Origin of the sequence: Neobacillus mesonae, assembly GCF_001636315.1 — a bacterium.
GTDB classification, from domain to species: domain Bacteria; phylum Bacillota; class Bacilli; order Bacillales; family Cytobacillaceae; genus Neobacillus; species Neobacillus mesonae.
The window spans coordinates 5,617,425-5,644,294 of sequence record NZ_KV440949.1; the positions used below are offsets into that span (position 1 = coordinate 5,617,425).

Consider the following 26,870-nt stretch of genomic DNA (forward strand, 5'->3'; position numbering starts at 1 on the left):
TTATGAAGCTTTTAACATTAAATAGGCTTTTAAACTAGTAACAGTCACCTAAAAGTAAGCATATTGTGTTGAAGAGAGTACACGTAGTATCTCATTATTCACATTACTGACAAAATTTCTTTGTTCAAATCTCTTGATAGATTTCAGTTTAGCCAAAATTATTAAATAAACATGGGAGGTAAAAATGCTCAATTTTCAAAATGAACTTCAAACGTTAGGAATGGATAATTTCCAAGTTGGTCAGTTAAATCCTATGGGTCCACAGGCACAGGATCCGAGAATATTTGGCGGTATGCGTTGCGGTGGCATGATGTGCGGCGGCATGCGTTGTGGTGGCATGATGTGCGGCGGCATGCGTTGCGGTGGCATGATGTGCGGCGGCATGCGTTGCGGTGGCATGATGTGCGGCGGCATGATGTGCGGCGGCATGATGTGTGGCGGCATGATGTGCGGCGGCATGATGTGTGGCGGCATGATGTCAGGTAGCTTTATTTAGTTGTTTTAGCTGTTTTGCAGGTTGGTAAATCTTCAACAAAATAAATTGATCTTTTATGAAAAGAAGTGTCCCCGCATGACCTGCCGCGTGGACACTTCTTTGTTGCCATATCATATTTCTTGAATAAAAATCTCATAATCCTTCTTTTTATTCACAAACGGGTCAATCCCCCTTTTCGGGGGTTTTTTGTATTTTCCTTGAAGTGAGTAAAAAATATTTTTTCAATATAATTCCATGCTTGTCCAGTTCAAAAATACTAACAAAAACGTATGATGTACTACCTCTTAAAAAAGGTGGTGATAAATTATGTCATACGGTTCCGGTTACGGCGGTGGAATGAGTTTTGTTTTAATTGTCGTACTATTCATCCTGTTAATTATCGTTGGTACAAACTTTGGGTACTAAGCAAAATTAATCTAAAATAGTAACGACTCTCTTAATAATAGAAGCGTCATAGAAGCGTCAATTGGCGCTTCTATTTTTCTTCGCAATTTGTGTCCAATTTCCTCTTTCATCTGCTTACAAAATTAATTTTTAATCTAGGTCAGTGATATTTAACAGAACTCTCTCACTAGAGCCTTTTCATCAAGGCCCAATTAAAAAATACTTGGATCCGTCATAGACCCAAGCATTTTACAATCACTTATTTGGACAAAGAATCTCATCAATAATCCCGTATTCTTTCGCTTCTGCCGCGCTCATGAAGAAATCCCGGTCGGTGTCTTTGGCGATTTTTTCAATGGGCTGACCAGTCCGTTCGGAGATGATTTGATTGACATGTTCTCTGAGTTTTAGAATGCGGCGGGCGGAGATTTCAATTTCAGTCGCCTGCCCCCTTGCCCCGCCTAACGGCTGATGAATCATAATTTCACTGTTCGGCAAAGCGTACCGTTTCCCCTTCGTTCCCGCCAACAGCAGCATCGCCCCGAAGGATGCCGCCATTCCAGTGCAAATGGTCCTTATATCCGGCTTAATGTATTGCATCGTATCAAAAATCGCAAATCCCGCCGAAGTGGAGCCGCCCGGGCTGTTAATATAAAGGGAAATTTCTTTATCCGGCGCATCGGCCGCCAAAAAAAGCAGCTGGGCAACAATGCTGTTTGCCATATGATCATTAATTTCCTCGCCAATGATGATAATTCTGTCCTTCAACAGCCTTGAATAAATATCATAGGAACGCTCGCCGCGATTCGATTGTTCAATCACGTATGGAATGGTACTCATGTTAAAAACTCCTCCTTGAAAGCAAAGTTTGGCTATGCCGCCATCAAGAGAGTGCTTGAAGGAGAGTGAGTTTGTACCCGACGTTTTAAAGCAAGCTGAGGAACATCTGAGACACTTCTTATCGAAGGTATCATTTTGATCAGGAAGCCTGGGTCTTGTTTTTGAAGCGATTCATAGAACAGCTCAGAAAGCTGCTCCCGTTCCTCCTCTTCCCAAAACGAGTCAATGGAAAAGGACTGTTCCTCATCATTTGTTTTTTCCAGGCGTTTTTTCGCGCGATGGAGATTTGACTTCACCGCCATTTCTGTCGTCCCCAGGATTTCAGCAATTTCCCTCACCTGGTATTGGAACCCCTCTTTCAGCAAAAAGATCACTGCCTGCTTGGGTGTGAATTGCTTCAGCAGGAAATCCACTGAATCCTTGATTTCATCAAACGGATTTTTGAAAAATAAGGATTGATCCTCAGTTTCTGCCCCAATGGTTACATGTTTCCTTTTCCGGAGCAAATCGACCCAATGATGATAGGCAATTTTGTTCAATAAAGCAGCGGAAATCTGCTTAGGTTGATCGGTATATTTTAATGCCTTTAGAAATGTTTCCTGCGCAATATCATCCCCATCCCACTTATTTTGGGCCAGGAAGTGACAATAGCGCTGTAGCTTGGGGTATTGCTCGGTCCAGAAAACATCATCATCTGAATGCGATGAAGACACATTTAATTTGTGTGACATGATTTTCACTCCTTTTGCACACTCTCTACCCTTTAAACGTTTCAAGAGGGATGAAAAGATACGGGGCAGAAAAAAATTTTATATATGTTTATTTTATTATATTCATACACGAATAACATTCGCTTTAAAAGCGAGTTTCATTTAATTCTCCCCCTTGACTTGAAATGCATTTCATAAATTACAGTGAAAGTAAGCTAATTTCCAACTAAAGGAGGAAGAAAAATGAACAGAAAAATTACCCTTCAACAAGATGAAAATGTACTCTCTTCCCTTACAGGGTTAATCGAAAGCTTTGATGGTATGCAAAACGTCTACTTTGGAGATTTGTTTTTAACCAATAAACGAATATTTGTAGTTAGCAATAAACTAATAAATGTGGAAGTATCCTTGTGGTTTGAAGGAGAAAACGTGGGAAATGTTGGACATTCTACACTCATTGTAGGAGATCATAGGATTACGGTAAGATGGACATACAAAGGAAACCTCCATCACTTTATGAAAACATTTCAACAATTGAATGTGAATGCCTAGGTTTTCCCAACTACCAGAATATGTAGGAGTTATGTTATGACAAATATTAAAGATATTGCTAGATTAGCTGGTGTATCCGTCTCTACTGTTTCTAGAGTCCTTAACAATTATAAATATGTTGCTAACGATAAAAGAGAATCTGTCTTAAAAGTCATGGAGGAATTGAAATATACACCCAACAAAAATGCCATCGATTTAATACGAGGAGAAACAAGAACAATAGGCGTTATTCTCCCATACAACAACAACCCAGCATTTGATCAACTTTTAAACGGTATTCTAAATATAGCTTTAGAAAATGATTATTTGATAACAGTACTTCCATCGAAATATAGCAAAGAAAGAGAAATGGAGTACTTGCAGAAATTAAAAAGTAAGCTGTTTGATGGCATCATTATTACTTCAAGAGCGAATGATTGGGAGACCATCCTTCCGTATAGCGAGTATGGTTCAATCGTATCCTGTGAATATACGCAGCACACGGAGATTGGCTGCTCCTATATGGACCGGTATTCTTCTTTTCTAGATGCCTTTCAATTATTAAAAAACAAAGGGCATCGCGCGGTAGCTTTCACAACAGCTAGACTAGAAAGCAATAGCACGAAGCAAATGATCGCTGCTTATAATGAAATTTTCGGTGAACTTCCACCTGACTATCATATTTCAGATTGTCATTGCTTAGAAGACGGAAATGGAGCAGCAAAGCAATTCTTACAGTTACCCGAAAGACCAACAGCCATCTATGCGAATGGGGATGAAGTGGCCGGTGGTATGTATTTATATGCTAAGTCGCAACAAATGAAGGTTCCTGCTGATTTAGCGATTATTGGTCAAGAAAATCAACCAGTTGGTATCAGTTTGGGACTTTCTACAGTGGATCACCAGCTAACGAAAATCGGTGAACAAGCGTGTAGCCTACTGATAAAGAAATCTAAAGAAAAAGTAAAAATACCTTATCGCATTGTGGAAAGAGGGTCTGTGTGAATCCCCATTTTTCCTAATTAGAGTCCAGCTACTTACTCAATTGACTGAAGACTTTCCCTTCCGCGTAACTAGATATCATTAAACTAATAAAGAATTTGAAGGATAAAAGCATCCCCGCTTTTATAAAAACACACTTTAGCTTATCAGGAATTATCATACAAATTAACTTTTTGGATATCTTAACAAAAAGGAGTAGATAGCCTATATAGGGGATGTTAATGTTATGGCAATAAAGGTTCAAAGAATTTTAAATATCGCTATGGTCTTAATTTCATTGTCAACTGTCCCTCTTATGGGGTTACAAAATATAAAGCGATTTCTACCTGTTTCAATCCTTATCGGAGTTATAGAAGTGATGAATGCACTAATTGGGAACAAACGTAAATGGTGGGTCTTTTACAATAAACCAAATTCATACTTATTTAATGAATTTCCTTTTAATATTGGTGTGTTTTTGGTCGTTTCACTTTGGTTAATGAAGTGGTCATATGGAAATTTCATAAAGTTTATCTTATTTAATGCCATCGGGAATGCTTTTTTTGCCTATCCATTCGCTAAATTTGCAAGAAAAATTAAGTATTTCACATTGGTTCGTATAAATCATTTGCAATTTTTCTTCTATTTCTTTTCTAAGGTATTTTTCTTTTATGGATTCCAATACCTATTTGAAAAGTACAAAAAACCTAATGAAAATAAGGAAACTGTTCTTGAACGATCCTGCCCAGTTCGTTAAATAACTGATATGGGAAATAGGACTCCCGATAACAGCCCCATTTGTTGTGAAACTAAAGCACTCGATGGTTTAAGTACGTTTCTTCACAGAGTGGTGGAATCATTTTACCGGTTCTATAGCATGAGGAAATATGATCTTTAAAGCTTCTCTATTCAATCCATTTTTACCAGTCCACCCACAAACTGGATATGTCCAATCATTCTTATAATGATTGGGCTCTTCCCTTTCAAAAAATGGAATAAACTTATTCATAAAACCTGGATAGTCTTTATTTGATAATATTGAACAATAACCTAATATTTGTATTAATACTTCCCTTTCTTCTTTATTTGATTTTAATATTTTAGTGAGTGCTTTTTCCAAATCTCTTATGTTTCCTTCTGGAGGGAGTTCATTTACTGCGATTAATATCTTATTCAAGATTTCATAATCCTCTGAGGTAGGTACCAATTTTTCTAAATTTGAGTATTGTTTCAAATCAAAGGCTATATATAAAGGGTCAAGGTGACGTATTCCCCCCCATTTAAACCTTTCAAAGTTAAGAATATTTAGGTCTTGTCTTTCTTTGTTTTTACTATATAAGCCACAATAAATACAATAACTTTCCGTCCCAGTAAATGTGTGTTCTATTAGATGCTTGCCGACTATGTAAGACCCTAAAGCGGAGCGAAGGTCAAGTCTTCTTGTAGATAAACTCGCAATAAATTGTTCAATAATTTCCTTCAAATCTAATATATTCACTAATTCATTCACTTTATGGATAATTTCATCGTGGGATAGTTCTATTGATTCAAACATAATCCTTGCTTCTTTGGCGTATTCTAATTCCTCTTTGTTTAGGTGGGTATTTGTCCATCCAGCTGAAGACCAATAACGCTTAAAAAGGATTTTAACTGCTTTCTTATCAACCATATTTAAACCCCTCTCTTGTTGGATTAATATAGGACTGTTAGCATAAAAAGACGCTGAACTTCATTATATCTGTATCAGTATCTATAAAAAAAGATACTTTAAACAAATTGTTTTAAGATGTGTGTTATTGCTAATAAATATAATATTTCAAGCATAATGTGAGGAAGCCTTCTTGCACTAAACTGCTCTTTAGTTCAATTAGGAATTCAACAAAAAAGTGCCTTAATCCTTCCTAGATTAAAAGCACTCCGTTATATTTGTTTCTGAAAGTCACTTCTACAATCTTTTTTATCATTTTTAGTTTCATTTGATTGACTTGTTTGTATATCTCTTGTAAAATTTTGTTAAGTTTTTACTTTAGATAATGCACTTACTTAAAAGTAAGGGGATGATTTATCAATGATTCATCAACGTGAATGTCCAATTGAGACACTCATTCATGTTTTAGGTGGCAAATGGAAGCCAATGATTTTATGGCATTTGATTGAATCCAATAAGCGATTCAACGATCTGGAGAAGCTTATACCTGATGTTTCACAAAAAATGCTTACACAACATCTCCGAGATTTGGAACGAGAAGGCATAGTCGATAGAACGATCTACCCTACCATCCCTCCAAAAGTAGAATATTCCCTTAGTGAATACGGCAAAACATTGATCCCTGTAGCAGAAGTCATGTGTACTTGGGGAGAAAATCATAATAAGCGGAAATATAAAGAATCAGCGTCTTAAAGCTGGTTTAATGAACTTGTACACTAATTCAATCAACTCAAAACAAAAGCTGCCACGGGGATACCGGGCAGCTTTTGTTTACCTACAGTCGGCACTCCTGTTATAAATTAATTTTCGGGTTTGAGTTAATAAAACTCTGATAGTGTAGGATTGTCGCCAATCTGTCTTTAGAAATTTCCTGTCCTCCCGAACTCCGCGTGAACTATTAAGTCATCCCATTTGTCATGCTTACTTTTAAGTAAGTACCTTACTATAAAGTGGGTTCTTACCATAATATTATAACGATGCTAAGCTTTAGTTAACCAAGTATTAAGAGCCATTTAAGAGGAGGAAAGAACAATGAAAATTATTGTTTTTGGAGCGACTGGGAATACAGGAAAAAGAGTGTTGGCGCGAGGGATAAAAATGGGGCATGAAATGACTGCATTTGTGCGAAATTCTGAGAAGCTTTATGATCAACTAGGTGAGCATCCAGCACAGCATGTGAAGGTGATCGTTGACGATATTATGGATACGGTCAGCGTCGGTGAGGCGCTCGCGCATCAAGACGCCGCTATTATTGCAGCCGGCCATGCGGGCCAAGGAGAAGAGTTTGTTCGTATCATCGATACCATTATAACCCAATGTGAACTCCAACCTAGTTTCTCTGGGCGGGTATGGATAATGGGAGGAGCCGGACTGTTGGGTATTCCATATACCAATCTTATCAGCAACAATTTACCCGGCTTCCTACCTGAGTATAAAAATCACAACCGGAATTTCGAACGGCTACAGCAGACTCAACTCGATTGGTCCATTATGTGTCCGGGAACAATGATTGATTCGATAGAGCATCCAAATCCGGTTCATCTGCATGTAACAACGGAAACCTTGCCCGTTCCGATTCCGGAGATAATCAAGGAATATTCCGAGGCAGATATAGCCCGTTACTTGTTCAGCCGACTTCAAGAGCTGGATGTTGCCTATGACGATGTCGCGAAATGTATGCTGGAACATCTAGATCTCGGAGGATCGTTTAAAAGAAAAAGAGTCGGTCTTGCCTATCAAAGTGATATTTCGGTGCACTGAGGAGAAGGGAGATAATCGGGTTGTTTGGATTACTGCTCGTTTTGCATATATTGTCTTCGATTGCCATAATTGGTCCAGCTTTCGTGATACCCATCATTCGAAGATCCGCTAGAACCGTCGGTCAGCTGCGCTTTGCTTTTGGAATAACGACCAAGCTTGCCATAATACCTAAAATTGGCGGAGCCGTACTTATTATAACCGGGGTATGGCTTATGATCATAACCAAGATGGGGTTTTCTCAAATGTGGCTGAATGTATCCTTCCTTTTATCGCTGCTCATGGTCGTCATGATCGACGGATTGATCGAGCCGCGTATGAAAAAGATCATAAAGATCGTGTCTGAAAGTCAAGACCAGGGTAATGAAATACCCGCCGAGTTCGGACTATTGATGAAAAAGATTGTACCAATCGAGACGGCGGCACAGCTGCTGATGATTGCCATATTGGTGCTTATGGTCGTTAAGCCATTTTAAAGAAGCCAACGGGAGCGACTTGACCATATTTTAACCGCTACGCATCAGAATCCGGCGATTTATGATAATGAAGGGAGCCATTTTTTCAAATTTATCCCTTCTCGACAGATCACAAACGATCCCCATGGTAAAGAGGTGATATTATAGGGGCCAACCTTGAAAGAATCATAGAAATTCGCAGTTTCCCAATAAAATCCGTTTTAGGCGAATTATTATCAATGTTGCTTTAAAAAACATTGATTAATTACATCCTGCAAATCAACATTTTACGTTAAATTAAATGAACCTGTTTTAAAAGGATTATTCAAAACAGGTTCATTCTTTATGAAGCACTATCAATTTTCATAAAAAAGTTTGATCATTTTCTACCGATGATCTACAACAATCGCCCGATTGCGGAATAATGAAAAATCCAAAAAAGCATTCACTTTTTTCTATTCTTTAGTCCTCTAATTTGTTCCATACCTTTTAGCTGCTCTAGTACGAGCACGCTCAGCTTCGACCTCACGATTCCGTGGCTCGGTACTCGTTACCAATGTGTTCAATAGTTCTCTAGAAACCATTGCAATCTCATTGACTGCACGAATAAACGCCTCCTCATTCGCCTTTGAGGGCTTGTTATAACCCGTTATCTTTCTAACGTACTGAAGAGATGCTGCAAGAATCTCTTCTTCAGTAGCTGGTGGGTCGAAATTAAATAATGTTCTAATGTTTCGGCACATAACTTACTCCTTTTTGTTTTCATTATTGTTGGCATTGTAAAAAGATTGATTAAATTTCACTCTATATCCTTTATTTCATTACATATAAAAATTCATCTTTTCGAACAAAATTGATCAAAACGATGGCTCTTCTCTATTTTTAGAATTACCATTGATGGAAATTTCCCATTCATATCTAACACCTACTTTTAAAAAAGGCTAAGGTATTTATTCTCCATTGTTTTTAACAATACCTTCTTTCACTAATCTGCTACGTTAGTGGAATAAGAAAAAGGCTGCATCAGCAACCCCTACAATTCAACTATAGCTCCCGTTTGTTTAAGTGTAATCCTTCACAATCTCTTCTACACCTTAATATTACTCCAATCCCCATTAAATGTTGTTCCAGAATCCAGTACAATACAAAAAGACGCCTTCTTATTCAAGAAAAGCGCCTGTTTGTGGAACAAGAAAAAGAACAACAGTTGTAATATAGGACTTAATCTTTCGTTCCAAGGTTGCTGCTGTTTCTAATTTTGGTCATAAAAGACAGGTTGAATAACGATATAATTTGTAAAAAAACCAATTCCTTTTTTTATTTCCGCACTTTTTTCTTTACTTTTTTATTATTGTTTTATAAAATAAGACAATCAAGATAAACAAGATAATTATTATCCTGTTTATCTCATTTTATTCGTTATAGAAAAGAGGTGGTTGTTATGCAAATTAAAAATGGATTTGAACAAAGTGTATATGCCATTTGTTTACTTAGTATGTTACCCGCTAAGTCCGTTTTGCCAGGCGAAGCAATAAGTAACCAGATAGGAGCTTCACCGACTTATTTTCAAAAAATTTTAAGGAAGCTTGCAGATTCTGATCTAATAACTTCAGTTCCTGGTAAAAAAGGGGGATTTAAACTAAAAAAGACCCCTAGTGAAATAAGGATATATGATATTTTCCTAGCAATCGAGGGACAACAAGCATTGTACTATTCCAATAATGTTTTAGGAGAAATGATTCATAAGAAGGACAAAGAAGCATGTGTGCTAAGTGACTTAATGGAAAGAGCGGAAACTTCTTGGATAACAGTCTTAAAAAGTGAGACTATTTCCACTCTATTTACAGAGTTGCATAAAGAAAAAGATTTGCAAGATTGGGTAAATCAAAATTTAGTCCAACAAACCAACAACCAGAATTAACCATAGAATGGAGAAAATAATCATGAATACAGATTTTCTAGTAAAAGAACAAGTAATTAATGCTTTACAGTTTAGACATGCAACTAAAAATTTCGATAACAGCAAAAAAATTTCAGAAGAGGATTTTAACTTTATACTTGAGGCGGGAAGGTTATCTCCAAGCTCATTAGGTTTTGAACCTTGGAAATTTTTAATTGTGCAAAATGCTGAATTAAGGGAACGACTAAAAGAAGTTTCTTTGGGTGCAGTAAGTCAACTTGATACCGCAAGTCATTTTATAATCATACTAAGTCGCACTGATGTTAGATATGACTCTGATTATATTTTTAAACATATGAAAGACGTTCAAAAGATGCCAGATGAAATTATGGAGTTTATATCCAATGCTCTAAAAGATACGCAAGAAGCCCGTGGAATTATAAACAACGAACGAGCATTAAACGATTGGTCTTCTAAACAAAGTTATATTGCTATGGCAAATATGATGACATCTGCTGCTCTTATTGGAATAGATTCCTGTCCAATGGAAGGCTTTAATTATGATGAAGTGGAAAATATCCTAAAAGAACAAAATTTAATAAAAGGAGAAAATTGGAAGCCTTCAGTAATGGTAGCTTTTGGCTATAGAAAGGAAGATCCAAAACGCGCTAAAACCAGAAGAACTTTAGACGAAATAATAGAATTTGTATAAAGAATAAATATAAAAAGATAGCTAAAGATTAAGGTAACTCTATTTTTGAGTTACCTTAATTATTTTTTTATAAATAATCAGTTTTTTTCTATATCTTCCGTTGCAATTACTGCATGTAGCTTTATTACACATTTTGAGATTGTTCATTTTAAGTATACATATAAAGGCATGGTTAAAGATTTAAAATAAATATTGATTAAAAACTCCATACTTTCCATATACAACAGCTGTATTAAAAACCGTTATTTTGAAAAATAGATTGATCAAAATGACGGTTTTCTGTCTGATTAAATATCAATTTTTCATAATAAAGTTTATCCTTTTTTATTCAACTAAAGCACCCCGATAGTTCAATAAGATATACTTATAAATAACGCATTAATATAAAATATTACCCCCAACCTTCCACATTCGAAAAGGATTCATAATCACAACCTGTGATATATTCAAAGTCTTTTCCAGTTCTTTTTGTATATGCTTCGGATGCTAAAGACAGTAATGGTTCAAATGAATTATCCTTTGGCATATTTTGAGGATTTTTAATAGTTAGTTCAAAACATTCTTTTCCCTCAGCAATCACTGAACATCTAAAATACAAGAATAAATCGGCAGAAAAATAGCCTTGAGTTTCTTCGTCATATGAATATTCTCCTATGTTTTGAGCGTGTTCTTTTGTATCTAACAAATAGAGCTTGTACGATAGGGCTTCTTCAAATTCTTTTATATCCTTTACACTCATTTTTGCCAATGCGTTAATAGCAGGTTCTAATATTTCTTCTTCGTCATTTTCGTCATTAAAATTAAGTAGGGAAATAATTGACCAAAAGGTTTCATCTTTCATCATTTTCTTAGGTTTTTGTGACCTTTTACGATATTGTTCTTCAATTCTTCTTTCTTCTTCCTGAATTTCTTTCTCGAAGTTTTCCCTATCATATTCCCATCGCCACTCTAAAAAAACTGCCATTCCAACTGTTTTATCCCATTTATCACCGAAAGCGTTACATCTTATCTTTCTTTCATTACTCGACAAAGGAATATTCCCAATGTAAATAACCTCTTTAGGTACCTTTCCATCGACCCAAATCAATGCCTTATCATTATTGTAAAAAAAGCGATTCTGTCGAAGGATTTCACCTAAAAGTTCATTTTCAATAGATGGTATTTCTGTTCCAATATATGGTGTTGTGATAATAAGATAAGAATTGTCTATCTGGTTAGCAACTTTTATTGCCCCATATCTACCATCTGGTAAACTTACAGCAAAAACATCTCCAATTGATACTGTATTTTTAGACTTCTCTTTAGCCATTTTGAATCCCCCTATAGAATAGATACTACCTTAACTTTTAATTATAATAGTCGATTATCCTTCTTCAACGAAACTGCCCCGTTTGTTTAAGAAAAAAATTTTAAAGATAGTCCATAAAGCTGCCAACCTCGCCATACCCATAAACCCTAATTACATTGTCGCAAGCCACTCCAGGAACGTGGATATTACGGAGTATGGTTCTGACTTCATCCCTAATTTCGACGGTTTCTACCTTTATCTCTAACCACTCAATTGTTTTATATCCCCCATCCTTAAAATGGTAGTACCATTCACCATCCCAAGGAGATATGTATCCCGATTCGAGATCCTTTGTCCGCCATTGGACATTATATGGGCAATTATACATCGCTACTCTAATTTCTTCCCACTTTGTATTATTCATTAATTGTTGTTTTAGTTTACTTTCCATCATCCCTCACCACTTTGCTGCTTAATTCGGATATTTGCTTATTCAGCTATCCTGCCCGTTAGCACAATAAGAAAACGGGATCGCCGCAGTATCAGTCTTTAACATAAGCCCCCGTTAGCTGAATAAGGATTACTGTACTTTCTTTTCTAATACAGCAAGTTTCTTAAATTTTTCATCATAACTTTGACGTTGAATAAGATTAGTTAACCAAAATTTTGCCCTTTCGAAATCCTCATTTTTTATAAATGCTTCAATGGCTTGTTTAAAATTGTTATGGTATTTAAAATTCTCATTTATCATTAGTTCAAGCCCTTGATAGTAGCAATCTGAAGCTAATTTATATTCCTTTATTTTTGAATATAAAATCCCCAAATAAATAAAACCACTTGATTTCTCTTCTTTACTGAAATTGGGTTGTTTAATGGCTAAATTCAATATCTGGATTGCCTTTTTTCTTAAGAATAAATTCTCATAGGTATTGGCTTTATAAACATAATCCTCATACTTTCTTAATGGTTTGATTAGTGAAATTATACTTATTATTACCAGTCCTTTATAAATTTTTTATTGTTTTATATTGTTCACTTTGTGGATAATATTTATTTTCTTTGTTCAACTAACCTGCCCCGTTAGCACAAAAAGAAAATGAGCTGTCGCCACAACTCATTTTGATCTTGAACTCTTGCACCCGTTAGTTTCCAAAGAATCGCCCTGGGTTGGTTCAATAACATCCTTTAATTATCAATAGAAAATTTAATATTGAATTATGTTTAAACCTAAGCTCTCCAACAACGCAAAATACTGAGGGCAAGTTTTAGAAACACATCCTGGATCATTTATTTGTATCCCACCAACTCTTGAACCGATAAGTGCTAATGACATTGCTACTCTATGATCATCATGCGTATTTAGTAAAGTTGGTTTCGGGTTACCTGGATACACTTTTAATCCATCTTTAAATTCCTCCACTTTAATTCCTAACCTAGAAAGTGATTCACATATTACACTAATTCGATTAGATTCATGAATTAAATTGGGTAGTATTGTTTCCCAATATGCACTTAATTCCGTGAAATTCATCTTAGCTAATTGATTGTAATCAAGTTTTTCATCAAGATACTTAATGTCAGTTAACCATATATCAAGTAATTCAAGACTTCTTCATCTGATACATTTTCTTTACTTATATCCTCCCATCCCCAGACCTGCATCTTCTATCACTTCACGAAGTTCATATTTTTTTAGTCGTTCTTGAAAGTCCTCGCTTTTGTATTGCGAGCCCAAGTAGGTGTGAAATATTAGGCCTAGTGCAGGGTTTTGTGCTTGTACAGCGTGATTTAGTGCCTCTAGTACGATATCTACCGTCAACTTTCGCGCAAATTTATAGCCAACTAGTTATTAATCGACGTAATAACTATTTCTAATTCAATTTACTTATACAAAAATCAGTTATGTAATTGTTAAAAATCTTTCAAAGTTAAATAACATTTAAATAAACTATAATAAACTTAGGTTGATTCTTGATTTTAATATTTTGTATAAAACCTTATTTTTTGCTAAAGCATTAACATGATGCCTAACTAACTGTTGATTCATACCAACAAATTCTCTTTTAATTGAAAGCCTTTCATTAATAATGTTTATTAATTCAATAATTAATTTTTTCTTTTTTTTAATATTTTGTTTAATATTTAATCCAAAACTTTGTAAAGAAGATTGTCTCTCGCATTCTAAGTAGAAAATCAAATCTTGAAATGCAACTTTTATTTGATTAAAGCTACGTTCAAGCTCAATGGCATGTTTATATCTTTCAGCTTGAAGGTCCGGTCTTTTTAATCCATATATTTTAATTGATGTATCTCCCTCAATGGTTTTACCTTGTATAATACCATTATGAAGAAATTCTATATGATTTTCGATTGAAACTTTAGGGTCACACGGATTAAGTAGAAGTGGTTCTTCATTGGCTAATTTGCCTTTACTATCATAACAAGTCTTGTTTATATCTTTTAATGGAAAATGATTCCCTTTATATTTAGTAGAATTACATACACGGCAAGACCATAATAAATTATTCCAATCTGATGCAAGCCAATAGTATCCTTTATGTTTAGAATTTCCAGTTACCCCTTTTTTGGGGCGCCAATGCTCAACTTCTCCATAACTATTTTGCGTAAAAATACCCTCACAAAAAGCACATTTTGAATGGAAATCTGTTTTAAGTTGCCTTTTTACAGAATCATTCGAATAAACACTAAAAGAAAAAACTTTTTTCAAATCTTCCCAAGTTTTCTTTTCATTTTCTATAAATTTTATTATTCTCTCTTTCTCACCATTTTTATCTGCATTCTGATTAATTAAATATATTGGTTCAGTTCCTTTTGTAACATTAATCATCTAATCCCCACAATCTCAAAACAGCTGCTTTAATGTCTTCATCAATCTCATTGATATCTTCATTTAATTTGATTTTCTTTTCTTGGATAGATTCATCAATAATTTTAAGAGCAATTTGCTCAGTTGGGCTATAACCATAGTATTTAAATTTAGCATCTGTTGAAAAACTATATTCTGAATTAATTTCCTCTTCATGTCTTGGATCAAGAGTACTCTCTAAGCCAAATAAATCAGACAATAAAATTTGATCAATTTTCAAATCTCCTTGAAATGGTACATTTTCTGTTAATACAAAGGTCTTGCCTTCTCTCAGTACTTTTTTAAACACAATAATCTCATTTTGTTCTAAACCTCTCAAACATAATGGATCATGAGTTGTCATGATAAATTGTACGTGTGGAAAGGTTCTTCTAAACAAATCTACTACTCGTATTTTCCATGAGGGATGTAAATGAACGTCAATTTCATCAATTAAAATAATCGCTGGAGTGTAACGTCCAGAATTATTAGGCAGGCTTAATAAGAAACGCATAATGTCAACTACTAGGCCAACAATAGTTTTATATCCACTACTAAGCTCACCAAATCGATAATAGCTAACTGTATCGAATGTTACCAAAAATTCTTTTTCTTCTTCCTTATACATTAAATAAACTGATTCATCAGATTCTACTGGTAAAATTTCTACTAGTGCTTCTTGTATTAATATAATATCTTCTTCTTTTGCCCAATCGACTAGCTTAGGCAAAAAATATGAATTATTAGATATAGGGAAAATATTACTAACATTTTGACTCCGCAGAATATTTTTCTGACGATGCTCATTATCAATTAATCGTGTTGCTCCATAAGCAGCAATGGGAATATCGTTCCTTAAGTTTACTACTCTACTACCCTTGTTAAAATCAATTATATGTAAAGTTTCTACATCCTCTAATTTCCCATATGTTACAGCTAAGCGTCCATTTTCAAATCTTTTTGCAAATCCTTTTGGTTTACTCACATTACGAGTTGCAGATATAACCATTGTCTGTAATAAGCTTGTTTTACCAGTTCCATTTTCACCTAATATCATTAAAAAAGGAGTTTTAGCAGAAAAGTCGAAGTTATATTCAAAATTTAAACCTGATAAATTTTCAACCTTAAAACTTTGAATGTATTGTGAAACAATGTTATAGTCTTCTGTTTCTATTATTAGATTTTCTTCCTTAAGACGATAACAATTATAAATATCCTTAAATTCATTTTTATTCATTTTAGAATTCAAACGCAAAAATTCAAATAAATCGGAACGTTTTGAAAGAGCTAGACTCCATAATGCATTTAGCGAAAATTCATTAAAAATAAATGAACGTCTAATTGCTACATGCGAAACAATTCCACAAAACTCTATCCAGTTAGCATTACCAAATAAAACTTTATTAGCCTTTAAATGATTAAAATATTCGAGACGTCTTTTTATTAACACTTCTCTATTTAAATTTAAAGTTTTTATTGTTACTTCCCCTCTGTCAGATTTTGGTAATACTTCTCCATTATCCAAGAATTGTAAATGTTTTTCTGGATCATCTAATCTAGGATTAAGTAGCAAGGGAACACTATTTGTTTCTTCAACAGGAAACAAATCTCTTTTAGAATGAGAACATGTAGGACATACTGGCAATAGATTCTCCCAATCATATGCTAAATGCGGATAGAGCGATTTTGGCATAAAGTTCTCAATATAAGCTGTATCTAGCACTGTTTCACAATATGCACATCGATTTTTGAATTGTTCGATTAAATGATTACATAATTCCTTATCTAGCTGTCTAATTGGTAAAAAATTAAATTTTCTATAACTTACTATATTTCTGATATTGCCAATCTTATCTACATCATGATTAGCTCGTTCTAGATAATCTTTTAATTTTTCTTTTATTCTTAAAAGCCTCATACTTTCCCGAGGTCTATCTAAAATTTCTACTTTGATCAAAATTAACCCTTCCTTTCTAATAAAAAAATAATATATATAAAACATGCTAACAAAGAAATTTCCGAATAAAAAACTGCACAATTACTATTAAATATTGTATGAAATATTTCCGCCTAACACTAAGGCAGCTGATGTTCGGACTCCATAAATATCTTCCTAAATATATCATTAATTATAACTAATTTAATATTTACAATGTAAATATGTGTAAAACTCTGCGAAAACACACCTTGATCAAGGATATCTCTCTAGAAATAAGTAAAAGCCCTCAAATACTTATATACAAGGTTTTAAGAGCTTTCGCTAAATTCTTATAATAAACTAAACCTTCTAGTATTCTTAGTACAGGTTATGTTGTTTAATTATTTCAATTAACACATCCATTAGCCGCATTATAATGAGTGAATGTAGTATATAGGTATCGACACAACTCGATTAAGTTACTATTATTGAACTAACGAGAGGACGTGTCTGTTTTACGAGTCAAAAACGATACAATCAAGAATTTAAACAAACTGTAGTCGAGCTTTATGGCTCGGGTACAACGGTCAGTCAACTATCTAGCGAATATGGTGTTTCTGAAGTAACTATTTATAAGTGGATTAAGCACCATTCCCTAACTGAATCACAATCTCACTTAAATTTCAACATAAATATCCAGACTTCTATAAGGACGTTTTTCAACAATATGGCCCGATTGTTGAAAAAAAGCTAATGATAATTGTTTAACTAAACTGCCCGTTAGTCCAATAAGGAATTCAACAAAAAAGGCGGTTAATCCTTCCAGATCAACACACATGTTGAACGAAATCTTCAAAATTATTTAACAATTTTGCTTAATGGTTTCTTCCACATAAGTAAGCAAATTACTGTATGAGCAGTTTCCTTTGAACAGCTGCGATACTACACTTAAAGGTAATATCACTTTATCCTTCTTTTTAGAATAAAGTACACCCTGTGTTTTAGTAACACTGTGCAATTCAATAAGATTGGGAGAAAAATTTTGTACAGAATCGGAATCATACCAGTAAAAGTCTTGTTTGACATTACTTTTAATAACCTCACCTACATATGCACCTATACGAAGCACTAAATTATCAAAATGCTTACCTAAGATTTCAGTGCCAAACTCTGTATCCATTAATCTTTTTGTGTACATATCAATATAACGAACGCTTTCAATAGTAAAGTCTAAATTTCTTTTAGTAAGGTTCTCTTTATCCCAGGAATCATTAGATACATCCTGATATATTAATTTCGCAATGCCTTTTAAATCATCTTTTTGTAATTTTGCCTTATTGAAAAAGTTATACATTAGGATTTCTCCTTTATCAATTATCTTCGAGCATAGCTATGATAATTATATCCTTATTGAGCTATCCTGCCCCGTTAGCGGAATAAGAAAAAGAGTTGCCGCAGCAACGCTTTATTAAACTCAAGCACCCGTTCGTAGAAGAAGAAGAATTAAACAAAAAAAGGATGTTAATGCTTTAAAGCCAACACACCACTAAGCTTTATAAGGTGTGAAACGCTTCATCGTTTAAAGAAGTTGGCCTTGTAAGACACGGGATATAATAAATACAATTCCCCCGACGATAAGTAACTTGATATGCTTTGTTTTGCTTTTCTTTTCTTCACTTTTCTTATTTTTTGTATCTATAATCCAAATATTAATAACACTAATAAACATCAGTAAAACACCTAAGAATGCTAACAAATAAAATAAAAAATCCTCCATCAAATCACCTCTACTGCTATATTACCCAAACTCACATACTTCAACTAACCTGCCCCGTTAGTACAACAAGAAAAAAGGATCGCCGCAGCCATCCCAATCTTCAACTCTTGGGGACCCATTAGTTTAAGTACAATCTTTCACAATCTATCCAAATTACCTCGTGAATAGAACAAAAATAAATATTGGTAGGAGCTTTACATATGATATTATTCATCAAACAGCTCATAATTCTCAAAAGAAGGGCTCATAACTCTTCCAGCAATAGTTTTTCTGTCAATTCCTAGCTCCCTAGAGGCCTGGCTCATGCTTTCATACACAATGCCGTCTATCCGAATAGCCTTGCTTTTTCTATCATTCGGTTGAAGCGGTTGGCACGTTATATCTGGAGCTTTTATAACTCGAGTATAATTCGGATATACATCACTTAAGACCCTTTTGGCTATAACCTTTCGATTTATCCCGATTACTTCTTCAGCGTGCATCATGCTGCTATACTCTTTTCCGTCGATCATAACAGCTTTGCTTTTTCCGTTAGTTTTTCTCATGGTTTCCTTAGTAGCAGGACTCCGTTTTATTCCTTTTGCTTTTTGCCCGCTCAAAATCTGTATTTCACTAATTTTTTTAGAGTGCACTTCCGCAATTCTCTTAATTACTTCATCGTAGTCCGGATAGTGTTTCTCCCACCAAGATAAATACAATTTTTTATTTCTTATTCTGCTAGCGGTCCCACCAGGAAGCTCATGTTCATCTTCAATTTCTCTATTCGTATAACCCTCTAGCATTTTTTCTATAATTATTTGAAACTCCTGTTCACTTACATTTCCTAATAGCTCAGCAACATCGTTTGATTTCACAGCGTCATACTCTATATGCTGCCATAGATGCCTGTATCTTCTTTTATGACGGATAAGAGATACATATCTGTCATTCAGATCAAACAATTCACCGATGAATCTATTACTCTTACCGGTGATAAGCAGTTCAACTATATCCAAGAATTCTTCTTTAGTGATTTTGGCATTAGGATTTTTTTCGCCTTGGATCCGTTCAGAACCCTTCTTTTTCTGCTCTTCGCTCCAAGTATAACCATACATCCCTTCGCCACCTAAGGTCATATTATATCCGTTGGTGAAAGAATCAAATTGTTTGATTATTTTCCTTTCGAGAATGGAGAGTTCAACATTCGATATATCCGCATGTTCTTCAACGATAAACCAGGTAATTTCTTTATTATATTTTATGTATGCTCTTTGAAGGTGCGTATTGTAATGCTCACCTTTGTTCAACAGTAGCAAATGATCCCTAATCCGTTTTTGATTATGAATCACTGTATCTTTACCTATATAATATCGCCCGTTAATCTCCAGGGCGTAAATACCTTTAGACATTTCATTTCACCTCCCGATATATTATACTCTGTTAAACAATAAATCTTTAATAAAAGCTGTGTTAGCGTTTAATGTTGATTAAATACCATTAAATAAGGCTGCCATAAAATGACAACCTAATCGTTTTTTGTTTAACTAAAGCACATATTTAGTTGAAGAGGATTCCAACAAAAACATAATTTATTTTATCAAACTGTAGTGGATGGAAATTTTATACTTTCTTTTGAAAATAGAGGTCGGCAAGTCTTCTTTTAAATTCTACCCGTGCCAAGAACCAGTTCTTTTATCGACTGTTTCAATAGGATAATTATCTTTTTCTCCAGTATAAGGTACAGAATCCGTATAAACCCATACAGTATCACCTTTATCAATTAATTTTACTATTTCATCTTCCCTATTATTACTGTTATTCCAGTCCTCAAAAAATAGCTCTTTCCAATTATCTTTTATAGGCGCATTCCAAGAAAGGTACTGGGCTTGTTCAAAGAGAGTTCCTTCTTTACCGTTATTTTTTTTCTTAAATTCCTCTATAACATTCCAAATCTCATTAGCGGTTAAATTATCGTAGAAATTCTCAGACCAGTTAATACCTTTAGCATAAACATAATCAGGACCCGGCATATACGTATCAAATATATAGGTCCTAAGCGTCTTCTTTAAATGCTCCATCTCTTCAAGAGAAGCATTTTGGGAAACAACTTTTTCCTGTTTCTGTTGATATATAAATTCGATAATTTGACCACTTGGAACCGTGCCATCCGCTAAATATTTTACATAATCCTCACCCTCAACAGTTCTACCGTCAAAATTACTGCCATTTCTTTTCAATAAGAGAGCATGTTTTTTGCCTTCTTTATTTGATATCGTTACAACCGTATACCCATGAGAATCTTTATTTTTAGCGATTGTATAAGAAAAATGGTACACGTTATTGACTGTTAATTGCCCATTGTTAAAGTACCAAGTGCTACTTACCCCATCCTGTTTTCCTGTTGCCAGCCAAACATCGCTGATCTTATCACTCGCCTGTGGTATTTCTGAAGATGTTGAACTTTTAGATGGCGATGCTTTCACTGCCGGATTTGTGTTTTGCTTCGAACTTTGTGATGTTGTTTCAGTTGTTTTGGGTTTTTGCTTCGAACTTTCAGGGGGAATTTTGGTTGATTCACCTGTTGTTTTTCCACACCCAGAGATTGTCATCCCAAAAAGAACTAAACAAAAAACTATTATCTTTTTCATTTATATTAACCCCTCTTTTTTCTTTATTTTAACATTTATAGGTCAACTAAACTGCCCCGTTTGCACAATAAGAAAATGGGATAGCCACAGTCATCCCATTCTTCAACTATCGCACCCGTTTGTTTAAGTATATTTCTTCACAATTTCACTTTTATTAGCCATTATGTTTAATAAAACACGCTATCATTTTAACAATCAAATTAAAATTAATAACAACCCTCACTTTGTTGCCTGTAAGGGTTGTTTTATTTTTAATATTTATTTTTTTTTACAGCTTCATAAACGATTTGCTGTTTACTATTTGTTGGTTGTTTACCCTCGATAAAATCAGCTGAAATAACGACTTCTGAAAATCCTATTTTCTCCAAAACTAATTTGAACTCCTCAACACCGTACCAACGTAAAGCAAAACGTTGTAATTCAGTCTGGATAAGTTTTCCTTTACGCCATTTTTCATATTTTAAATATGAAACCTTGTATTGGTTAAGAAAATCAACCTCCACAAGTTTCCCTTCCATAGTGATAATATCACCATTTGAAACGTTAAAAGTTGAAGTTCCTTCAAAACTTCCAACATGAGGATTGTCGTCTGGTAAGAAAAGGTCGAGTATTAATCTTCCACCAGTTTCAAGATGCTCATAAAGTTTCTTTAATACTTGGATTGAATCCTCTCGATTTTCAATTAATAAGAGAGAACCAGCAGGAATAATAATAGCTTCATATTTGTAAGGTAATGATAATTCCCTTAAATCTGATTGATATAAGATTGGTTTTAACCCACGTTCTTCACAGCGTTGACTACACGAAGCTAACATTTCAGTAGAATAGTCAACTCCGTCTACATTGAGACCCGCTTCTAAAAGAGGTATGATTACACGTCCAGAACCAACCATTGCTTCCAGAATACGTCCTTGACAGTTTTTAAGTTTTTCTTGATAAAACTCTATATCTCCACCGAATGATTGGCCTATTTTTTTCGTTAAATCATAAACCTTCGTGCAAAGCTCTCCGTAATAACTAAAAGACATAATTGTTTCCCCTCCGTATTTTGTTTTTACTGAAGGGCAATAATACTAGATTAGGCCTTCAGCACCTCAATTTTATTTGGATATACTTTTGAGCTGACTATCACAAAAATCACTCACTTTCTAATTTAATGTAATAACTTTAACATAAAGGGGAAAATTTGGACAATAGATAAATTTTTAATTTTCAATAAATTGGTCCCTTTCCAATTAACTTGCCCTTTCGAACAAGAAAAAGGAGCCATAACAACAACTCCTTGTTTCGCTCAAGCACCCGATAGTTTAAGTGTATTTCTTCACAAAAAGAATTTAAAACATTATAAACGTAATCCCACCCACAGCAATCTTATTCCTCGTTATCATCCACTTTTTCGGTAAGTAATTTCCAAATTGCCAATATACTCAGAATAAACAAAAGATAATTTGTAGGTGGGCCGATAAATTGTCGTTTTATAAAAGAAACAATTTGATATATAGAATAAATTAAAAATACAAAAGAAAGAATCAGAAAAATTACTTTTAGTATATAATGTTCTTTATTCATAGTTCATCCCCTATATTTTCCTTACTTTGTTATCTTGCATTTCCCATAAATTAAACAACCATTCTTTATAAATTTTACCACAAACAACCATTATCATTGTTAAACTATTCTGCTCCGTTAGCACAATAAGAAAAGGGGATCACCGCAGCATCCCGTCTTTTACATAAGCACCCGATAGTTTAAGTTTAAGTTCTCACAAACTAACATCATTAAAGGTATGGTTTTAATTGGATTATACCGAAATTTTCATTTTGAAATCGTGATTACATTTTAGCTTTTTGAGCTTTCCCTAATGTATTAATCAACTAATTCAACGGAAAGGGTATTAATTTGAGCAGGATCTGATTCCTTGATTTCACCATCATAACCAACTACTACTTCATCCCCAACCTGAAAGGTTACTGCACTATTTACTGAAAGGTCAACAAGTATTCTATGCGTTCTACCGCCTTCCTCCCAATGGACAATAGCACGATCGTCGGTAATCATTTTTGCGATTGTTCCTCTAAAAGTTACATATACTTCACGTTCATCTATGCTTTTTACATCTTCTGTGTTACAAGCAAATAATAAACTGCTTATGAATAGTATCAATAACAAATTGTATTTCTTTTTCAAGATAAATCTCCTTTAACAGTATTCATCAAAACAGCATCTACTTTTCACATTAAACGCATCAACCAGATGAATGTTACAGTTTGTATTCAATTAACCTGCCCCCGTTAGTTGAAGAAACAAAAAGCCACCTTTGGCAGCTATTGTACTAAAATATCGTTATAATTTCGACTTTATCCCAAATATCTTTCAGCTTTTTCCCATTGATTGTCCCGTTATCGAGAAGTTCTTGAGGATTTTTATAAAATACAAATTCCTTATTGTTCTCGCCTAAACCAAAACCTTCCTTGACGTTCAATGTTCCATATATTTTTCCTTTGTAGCTAAATTCAATCTCATGCCCCATTTTAATATCTCTAACTAATTCTTCATAAGAATAATCCATAGTTTTCTCCCACCCCATTAATTATCTAACAATTCGAGTATAGGTCAATTAAGTCCTTCTTCAACTATACTGCCCGTTAGTGACATAAGAAAAAGCTGCCAACGGCAGCTCCCATAACATCATTTAAGCACCACAGTTCGAAAAGGTAGGATTTAAATTGGTCGAGATTACCTAAAAATCCTAATTTAATAGTCTTTTGTCAATTCTTCATCTATTACTTAATTATCCCGTAATTCCCTAAGTAATTGGAAAATCTGTCCCTATGATGTGATTCGTGCTCAACCAAATGATAAACAACCCATTCAGGGGTTACTTCATATTGTTCAAGTACCCGAGGTTTTCGCCAATCGTTTAAGTCCATTGAACGAAAGTAGGTAAGAAATACTTCACGAACTTTTTTTAGGCGGAAAAATGTTGTTCTAAACTTTCCCCCTCAAAGTGAGATAAATTACTCTCAGTTCGACATTCTAACGGAAATAATGAGCTAATTTCAGGATCCCAATCGGTTCCAAGTACTTCCACATATAACCAATCTGCCTCGACTAATGCAATGTGATACAAAAGAGTCCCAATTGAATGTCTTTGACCTATTTTTCTATCTAGTAAGCTTTGGCTCATTCCTGTTAATTCAGTTATAAGAGTACGACGAACATCCTCTAAACACCATAACCACCGGCCAATTTCTGCTTCATATCCTGTTAATGAAGATACAAGTAACGATTTTTTATTCAATTATTCATCCTCCTTTTAAAGTACTAACATTCTACAAAAAGTTAACTCTTCCTCTTTTTTTAAAATTCCCATTCATCTTTTTAATGGATAGTATTATTTTACCCTTCAGCTAACCTGCCCGTTAGTTGAAGAAGAAAAAAGACCGCCACAGCGATCCTAAACTTAAACTCTTGCACCTGTTAATTCAATAAGGATTCTCCCTTTATAAGGAGCCGTTAATGTTGAGAACTTTGTTTTAACATCTCAATAAATTTTGAAAGCGCGTTTGTCATTAGACTATCCTTGTGTCGAATGAAAAAGGTTTTGGCGGTGCTGTATTGTTCTGGAATTTCGAAAGAACGTACTAACCCTTTTATTTCAAGTGATAGAATCGAAGACTTTGGCACTAAAGAGGCTCCAAGTCCAGAAATCACACCTTGAATAATAGCATCGGGATGATTGAATTCTAAATATCGAATTTTACCAATCCCTATTGTTTTCAACCAAGTTTCAAGTTGGTCTCGATGTGGACAACCTTTTGTATTCATGAGAAAAGGTTGATGACATACTTCTTCAATATTTTTCATCTCTGGAGCACTGATTAATACGAGTTGTTCTTCAAATACAAGCTCCTGCACGATGCTTTCATCATTCAGTTCCGATTTTACTAATGCACCATGAAGTTGAAAATGACGAATCTTTTCCACCAATTCAGCTGAATAATCGGTCATTAACGATAACTCTACTTTTGGATAAAGTTTAAAGTAATTAGCTAGTATGGAAGGAAGATACATTGCAGAGGCGGTATGAGTGGCTCCAAGCATGAGACGACCAATGGGTTCTGTTGAATCATTTAGAGCTTTATGTGCCTCTTCAAGTAAGTGGATAATTTGCTCCGCATAACTCAATAACTTCTCACCTGCAGGCGTTAATAACATCCCTCGTTGGCGATAAAAAAGTTGTGTATTCAACTCCGCTTCTAATTGCTGCACCCTTGCAGTAACGTTTGACTGTACATAGCCGAGTATTTGAGCGGCTTTTGTAATACTACCCTCACTTGCAACAGCCAGGAAAATTCGTAACTCATTGATATCCATTTCTGACCCCTCACATTATTATCATTAAAAACGAATCTATATATCATTTATGTTCATTTTACATGATGATTGTCGGAGTGTACAATTTTCGTAGGCACACCAAAAGGGAACATTTTGGCTCATCTGCCCTATCAAGATATCAAGAAATTTTTTAGGAGGTAAAATATGCTTAATCATTCAAACATTGAAATTGGAGAACAATTTCTGGCTGCGTACAATGCTCACAATTGGGAAGGAATTCGAAAGTTATTACATCCATCTGTTAAATGGACCCTACCAGGCAACGGAGAAATTTCGGGGACGGCTGAAGGAATAGATGCTGTTATCAATCGAGTCAAGTCAATTGTAGATGGAAAAGTGTGTACACAACTTCATGGAATACTTGTGGGTCAATTTGGGCTGACCTTATCACTACACAATTCAGCTGTCTCAGACGATGGTCGTGTCCTAGAAGAAGAATTAGCGACGGTGCTAACCATTGAATCAGAACTTATTACTAAAATAGATACTTACCTTTCTGACGTGGCTGGTATGGAACAATATTTTTCAAAATAGAATATTGAAGTGTTATCAAATAAATAAAACAGATCTTTGAGTCAAGTGGCTTAAGTTTCGGAACTTACATAGAAAGATGACGGCAATTCTGTTGATGCAGCTTTAAATTATATTTCGAAAGCATTAAAAAATGATGTTAGATTTCAATTAATTGGATTCGACAACTTTGAGGTTCGTAACGTGCTGCTCGTAAGGAACGTACCCCATAAATTGGAGAAGAATCGACATCCAATCCGGAAAAGTACCGGCATTTAAGGACAGTAGCTTTAAATAACTTACTTTTACTACCCATGACAAAAAAGTGATGATATTAATACATCACTTTTTTTGGGTCTACTAAAACTTTGCAAAACTCTCATTAAATTCGACCAAAAATATATTTGAATTCTTCAACTATAGCCCCCGTTTGTTTAAGTACATTCTTTCACAATCTCTGCTACACTTTAAAAAAATATATGGGTACTTTAGTAAGTATTCTATAGATTTAACCTATTTTACTCGTTGAAACATAGGATGACTTTCTTTAAATTGAACTAAATCCCATAAGTTTCCATATAAATCTTTGAATACAGCAACAATACCATATGATTGTTCTTTTGGTTCTCTAACGAAGTCAATTCCTTTTGCTATCATTTCATTATAGTCTCTCCAAAAGTCATCTGTCCCAAGGAATAGAAAAACTCTTCCTCCTGCTTGATTTCCAATAAAAGATATTTGTTCTGGTTTTGAAGCCCTTGCAAGTAATATTGTAGCTCCAGACGAGCCAGGTGGGGATACTACTACCCAGCGTTTATCTTGCTCTGGTTGATATGTATCTTCAATTAACGTAAAATGAAGTTTTTTGTGTAAAACTCAATAGCTTCATCATAATCTTGAACAACCAAAGCAATATGTACAATAGATTGTATCATCTTATTAACCCTTCTTTCTTGGTAAAACATAAAGCCTTACGTCACAATTTAATATAATGTTTATCTTTACAGAGTT

Annotated in this window: 33 protein-coding genes and 2 pseudogenes; 13 read left to right on the forward strand and 22 right to left on the reverse strand. The window is 34.5% G+C overall.

Annotation, left to right across the window (positions count from 1 at the left end):
- Window positions 1–184 precede the first annotated feature (184 nt).
- Both A6749_RS26490 and A6749_RS27910 read left to right on the forward strand, forming a co-directional pair.
- Window positions 185–496 carry a heterocycloanthracin/sonorensin family bacteriocin gene (locus tag A6749_RS26490; protein WP_066399926.1) on the forward strand — a complete coding sequence of 104 codons (312 nt, stop codon included), beginning with the start codon at window positions 185–187 and terminating at the stop codon, window positions 494–496.
- A gap of 306 nt (window positions 497–802) precedes the next feature.
- Window positions 803–901, forward strand: a complete 99-nt coding sequence (locus tag A6749_RS27910; protein WP_084797998.1) for a YjcZ family sporulation protein — start codon at window positions 803–805, stop codon at window positions 899–901.
- 234 nt (window positions 902–1,135) lie between these two features.
- Here A6749_RS27910 and clpP read toward each other — a convergent pair whose 3' ends face one another.
- Together clpP and A6749_RS26500 are read right to left on the reverse strand one after the other, a co-directional pair.
- The gene (gene clpP, locus A6749_RS26495) at window positions 1,136–1,720 is read right to left on the reverse strand and encodes an ATP-dependent Clp endopeptidase proteolytic subunit ClpP (RefSeq protein WP_066399936.1); all 585 of its coding nucleotides are present in this window, start codon (window positions 1,718–1,720) and stop codon (window positions 1,136–1,138) included.
- Between the two features lie 32 nt (window positions 1,721–1,752).
- Window positions 1,753–2,451: a sigma-70 family RNA polymerase sigma factor gene (locus A6749_RS26500; protein WP_066399938.1), complete on the reverse strand. Its 699-nt coding sequence runs from the start codon at window positions 2,449–2,451 to the stop codon at window positions 1,753–1,755.
- Window positions 2,452–2,673: 222 nt separating this feature from the next.
- On the opposite strand from A6749_RS26500, the gene A6749_RS26505 reads away from it, so the two are divergent.
- From A6749_RS26505 to A6749_RS26515, 3 genes are all read left to right on the forward strand, one after another.
- Window positions 2,674–2,982 (forward strand): PH domain-containing protein, encoded by a 309-nt coding sequence (locus A6749_RS26505; RefSeq protein WP_066399943.1) that lies wholly within the window; start codon window positions 2,674–2,676, stop codon window positions 2,980–2,982.
- 36 nt (window positions 2,983–3,018) lie between these two features.
- Window positions 3,019–3,966 (forward strand): LacI family DNA-binding transcriptional regulator, encoded by a 948-nt coding sequence (locus A6749_RS26510; RefSeq protein WP_066399951.1) that lies wholly within the window; start codon window positions 3,019–3,021, stop codon window positions 3,964–3,966.
- A gap of 223 nt (window positions 3,967–4,189) precedes the next feature.
- Window positions 4,190–4,699: a hypothetical protein gene (locus A6749_RS26515; protein ID WP_066399955.1), complete on the forward strand. Its 510-nt coding sequence runs from the start codon at window positions 4,190–4,192 to the stop codon at window positions 4,697–4,699.
- Between the two features lie 99 nt (window positions 4,700–4,798).
- Here the strand turns inward: A6749_RS26515 and A6749_RS26520 are convergent, their stop codons facing one another.
- A complete protein-coding gene (locus A6749_RS26520; protein WP_066399963.1) occupies window positions 4,799–5,611 on the reverse strand; it encodes a hypothetical protein in 813 nt (270 codons plus the stop codon).
- A 399-nt stretch (window positions 5,612–6,010) separates the two neighbouring features.
- Between A6749_RS26520 and A6749_RS26525 the strand changes: the two genes are divergently transcribed.
- From A6749_RS26525 to A6749_RS26535, 3 genes are all read left to right on the forward strand, one after another.
- Window positions 6,011–6,343 (forward strand): winged helix-turn-helix transcriptional regulator, encoded by a 333-nt coding sequence (locus A6749_RS26525; protein WP_066399964.1) that lies wholly within the window; start codon window positions 6,011–6,013, stop codon window positions 6,341–6,343.
- A 339-nt stretch (window positions 6,344–6,682) separates the two neighbouring features.
- On the forward strand, window positions 6,683–7,411 hold the full coding sequence (locus A6749_RS26530) for an NAD(P)-dependent oxidoreductase (RefSeq protein WP_066399965.1): 729 nt from the start codon (window positions 6,683–6,685) through the stop codon (window positions 7,409–7,411).
- A gap of 14 nt (window positions 7,412–7,425) precedes the next feature.
- Window positions 7,426–7,884: a DUF2269 family protein gene (locus A6749_RS26535; protein WP_066399966.1), complete on the forward strand. Its 459-nt coding sequence runs from the start codon at window positions 7,426–7,428 to the stop codon at window positions 7,882–7,884.
- Window positions 7,885–8,333: 449 nt separating this feature from the next.
- Here A6749_RS26535 and A6749_RS26540 read toward each other — a convergent pair whose 3' ends face one another.
- Window positions 8,334–8,606, reverse strand: a complete 273-nt coding sequence (locus A6749_RS26540) for a DUF2277 domain-containing protein (RefSeq protein WP_066399983.1) — start codon at window positions 8,604–8,606, stop codon at window positions 8,334–8,336.
- A 698-nt stretch (window positions 8,607–9,304) separates the two neighbouring features.
- Here A6749_RS26540 and A6749_RS26545 point away from each other — a divergent pair.
- Both A6749_RS26545 and A6749_RS26550 read left to right on the forward strand, forming a co-directional pair.
- On the forward strand, window positions 9,305–9,784 hold the full coding sequence (locus tag A6749_RS26545; protein ID WP_066399994.1) for an Rrf2 family transcriptional regulator: 480 nt from the start codon (window positions 9,305–9,307) through the stop codon (window positions 9,782–9,784).
- A 22-nt stretch (window positions 9,785–9,806) separates the two neighbouring features.
- Window positions 9,807–10,475 (forward strand): NAD(P)H-dependent oxidoreductase, encoded by a 669-nt coding sequence (locus A6749_RS26550; RefSeq protein ID WP_084797999.1) that lies wholly within the window; start codon window positions 9,807–9,809, stop codon window positions 10,473–10,475.
- 391 nt (window positions 10,476–10,866) lie between these two features.
- On the opposite strand, the gene A6749_RS27915 is transcribed toward A6749_RS26550, so the two are convergent.
- The 6 genes from A6749_RS27915 to A6749_RS26575 form a co-directional block, all read right to left on the reverse strand.
- A complete protein-coding gene (locus A6749_RS27915; protein ID WP_084798000.1) occupies window positions 10,867–11,784 on the reverse strand; it encodes a DUF4240 domain-containing protein in 918 nt (305 codons plus the stop codon).
- Between the two features lie 100 nt (window positions 11,785–11,884).
- On the reverse strand, window positions 11,885–12,217 hold the full coding sequence (locus tag A6749_RS26560; RefSeq protein ID WP_066399997.1) for a DUF6678 family protein: 333 nt from the start codon (window positions 12,215–12,217) through the stop codon (window positions 11,885–11,887).
- A gap of 126 nt (window positions 12,218–12,343) precedes the next feature.
- Complete coding sequence (locus A6749_RS26565) at window positions 12,344–12,649, reverse strand: hypothetical protein (RefSeq protein WP_066400000.1); 306 nt, start codon at window positions 12,647–12,649, stop codon at window positions 12,344–12,346.
- A gap of 318 nt (window positions 12,650–12,967) precedes the next feature.
- Window positions 12,968–13,294, reverse strand: a complete 327-nt coding sequence (locus A6749_RS27920) for a 3-phosphoshikimate 1-carboxyvinyltransferase (protein ID WP_084798001.1) — start codon at window positions 13,292–13,294, stop codon at window positions 12,968–12,970.
- A 417-nt stretch (window positions 13,295–13,711) separates the two neighbouring features.
- Window positions 13,712–14,611, reverse strand: coding sequence for an HNH endonuclease family protein (locus tag A6749_RS26570; protein ID WP_066400009.1), 900 nt, complete (start codon window positions 14,609–14,611; stop codon window positions 13,712–13,714).
- A complete protein-coding gene (locus tag A6749_RS26575; protein ID WP_066400013.1) occupies window positions 14,604–16,586 on the reverse strand; it encodes a retron system putative HNH endonuclease in 1,983 nt (660 codons plus the stop codon). The genes A6749_RS26570 and A6749_RS26575 overlap by 8 nt, the downstream gene beginning before the upstream one ends.
- Window positions 16,587–17,034: 448 nt before the next feature.
- Here A6749_RS26575 and A6749_RS29220 point away from each other — a divergent pair, with 448 nt between their 5' ends.
- A complete protein-coding gene (locus A6749_RS29220; protein WP_269085735.1) occupies window positions 17,035–17,301 on the forward strand; it encodes a transposase in 267 nt (88 codons plus the stop codon).
- A gap of 108 nt (window positions 17,302–17,409) precedes the next feature.
- Here A6749_RS29220 and A6749_RS26580 read toward each other — a convergent pair whose 3' ends face one another.
- The 11 genes from A6749_RS26580 to A6749_RS26625 form a co-directional block, all read right to left on the reverse strand.
- Window positions 17,410–17,901 (reverse strand): hypothetical protein, encoded by a 492-nt coding sequence (locus A6749_RS26580; RefSeq protein ID WP_066400016.1) that lies wholly within the window; start codon window positions 17,899–17,901, stop codon window positions 17,410–17,412.
- Between the two features lie 225 nt (window positions 17,902–18,126).
- Window positions 18,127–18,324, reverse strand: coding sequence for a hypothetical protein (locus A6749_RS26585; protein ID WP_066400018.1), 198 nt, complete (start codon window positions 18,322–18,324; stop codon window positions 18,127–18,129).
- 206 nt (window positions 18,325–18,530) lie between these two features.
- Window positions 18,531–19,712 (reverse strand): NUMOD1 domain-containing DNA-binding protein, encoded by a 1,182-nt coding sequence (locus tag A6749_RS29065; RefSeq protein WP_066400021.1) that lies wholly within the window; start codon window positions 19,710–19,712, stop codon window positions 18,531–18,533.
- Window positions 19,713–19,970: 258 nt separating this feature from the next.
- Window positions 19,971–20,951 (reverse strand): hypothetical protein, encoded by a 981-nt coding sequence (locus A6749_RS26595; protein WP_066400023.1) that lies wholly within the window; start codon window positions 20,949–20,951, stop codon window positions 19,971–19,973.
- A gap of 251 nt (window positions 20,952–21,202) precedes the next feature.
- Window positions 21,203–21,979, reverse strand: a complete 777-nt coding sequence (locus A6749_RS26600) for a class I SAM-dependent methyltransferase (protein WP_066400026.1) — start codon at window positions 21,977–21,979, stop codon at window positions 21,203–21,205.
- A gap of 343 nt (window positions 21,980–22,322) precedes the next feature.
- Window positions 22,323–22,520, reverse strand: a complete 198-nt coding sequence (locus A6749_RS26605; RefSeq protein ID WP_066400036.1) for a hypothetical protein — start codon at window positions 22,518–22,520, stop codon at window positions 22,323–22,325.
- A 297-nt stretch (window positions 22,521–22,817) separates the two neighbouring features.
- Window positions 22,818–23,138 carry a DUF3221 domain-containing protein gene (locus tag A6749_RS26610; RefSeq protein ID WP_066400040.1) on the reverse strand — a complete coding sequence of 107 codons (321 nt, stop codon included), beginning with the start codon at window positions 23,136–23,138 and terminating at the stop codon, window positions 22,818–22,820.
- 145 nt (window positions 23,139–23,283) lie between these two features.
- Window positions 23,284–23,520: a hypothetical protein gene (locus A6749_RS26615; protein WP_066400047.1), complete on the reverse strand. Its 237-nt coding sequence runs from the start codon at window positions 23,518–23,520 to the stop codon at window positions 23,284–23,286.
- A 214-nt stretch (window positions 23,521–23,734) separates the two neighbouring features.
- Entirely contained in the window at window positions 23,735–23,881 is a 147-nt protein-coding gene (locus A6749_RS29435; RefSeq protein ID WP_407937521.1) for a hypothetical protein, read from the reverse strand.
- A 38-nt stretch (window positions 23,882–23,919) separates the two neighbouring features.
- On the reverse strand, window positions 23,920–24,252 hold the full coding sequence (locus A6749_RS29070; protein WP_236719742.1) for a DUF664 domain-containing protein: 333 nt from the start codon (window positions 24,250–24,252) through the stop codon (window positions 23,920–23,922).
- 215 nt (window positions 24,253–24,467) lie between these two features.
- On the reverse strand, window positions 24,468–25,328 hold the full coding sequence (locus A6749_RS26625; RefSeq protein WP_066400050.1) for a LysR family transcriptional regulator: 861 nt from the start codon (window positions 25,326–25,328) through the stop codon (window positions 24,468–24,470).
- Between the two features lie 165 nt (window positions 25,329–25,493).
- Here A6749_RS26625 and A6749_RS26630 point away from each other — a divergent pair, with 165 nt between their 5' ends.
- Together A6749_RS26630 and A6749_RS29075 are read left to right on the forward strand one after the other, a co-directional pair.
- On the forward strand, window positions 25,494–25,883 hold the full coding sequence (locus A6749_RS26630) for a nuclear transport factor 2 family protein (RefSeq protein WP_066400053.1): 390 nt from the start codon (window positions 25,494–25,496) through the stop codon (window positions 25,881–25,883).
- 72 nt (window positions 25,884–25,955) lie between these two features.
- Window positions 25,956–26,157: pseudogene (locus tag A6749_RS29075) on the forward strand (HU family DNA-binding protein); the annotation flags it as partial.
- 215 nt (window positions 26,158–26,372) lie between these two features.
- On the opposite strand, the pseudogene A6749_RS27930 reads toward A6749_RS29075, so the two are convergent.
- A pseudogene (locus A6749_RS27930) lies at window positions 26,373–26,794 on the reverse strand (VOC family protein).
- Window positions 26,795–26,870: the final 76 nt, after the last annotated feature.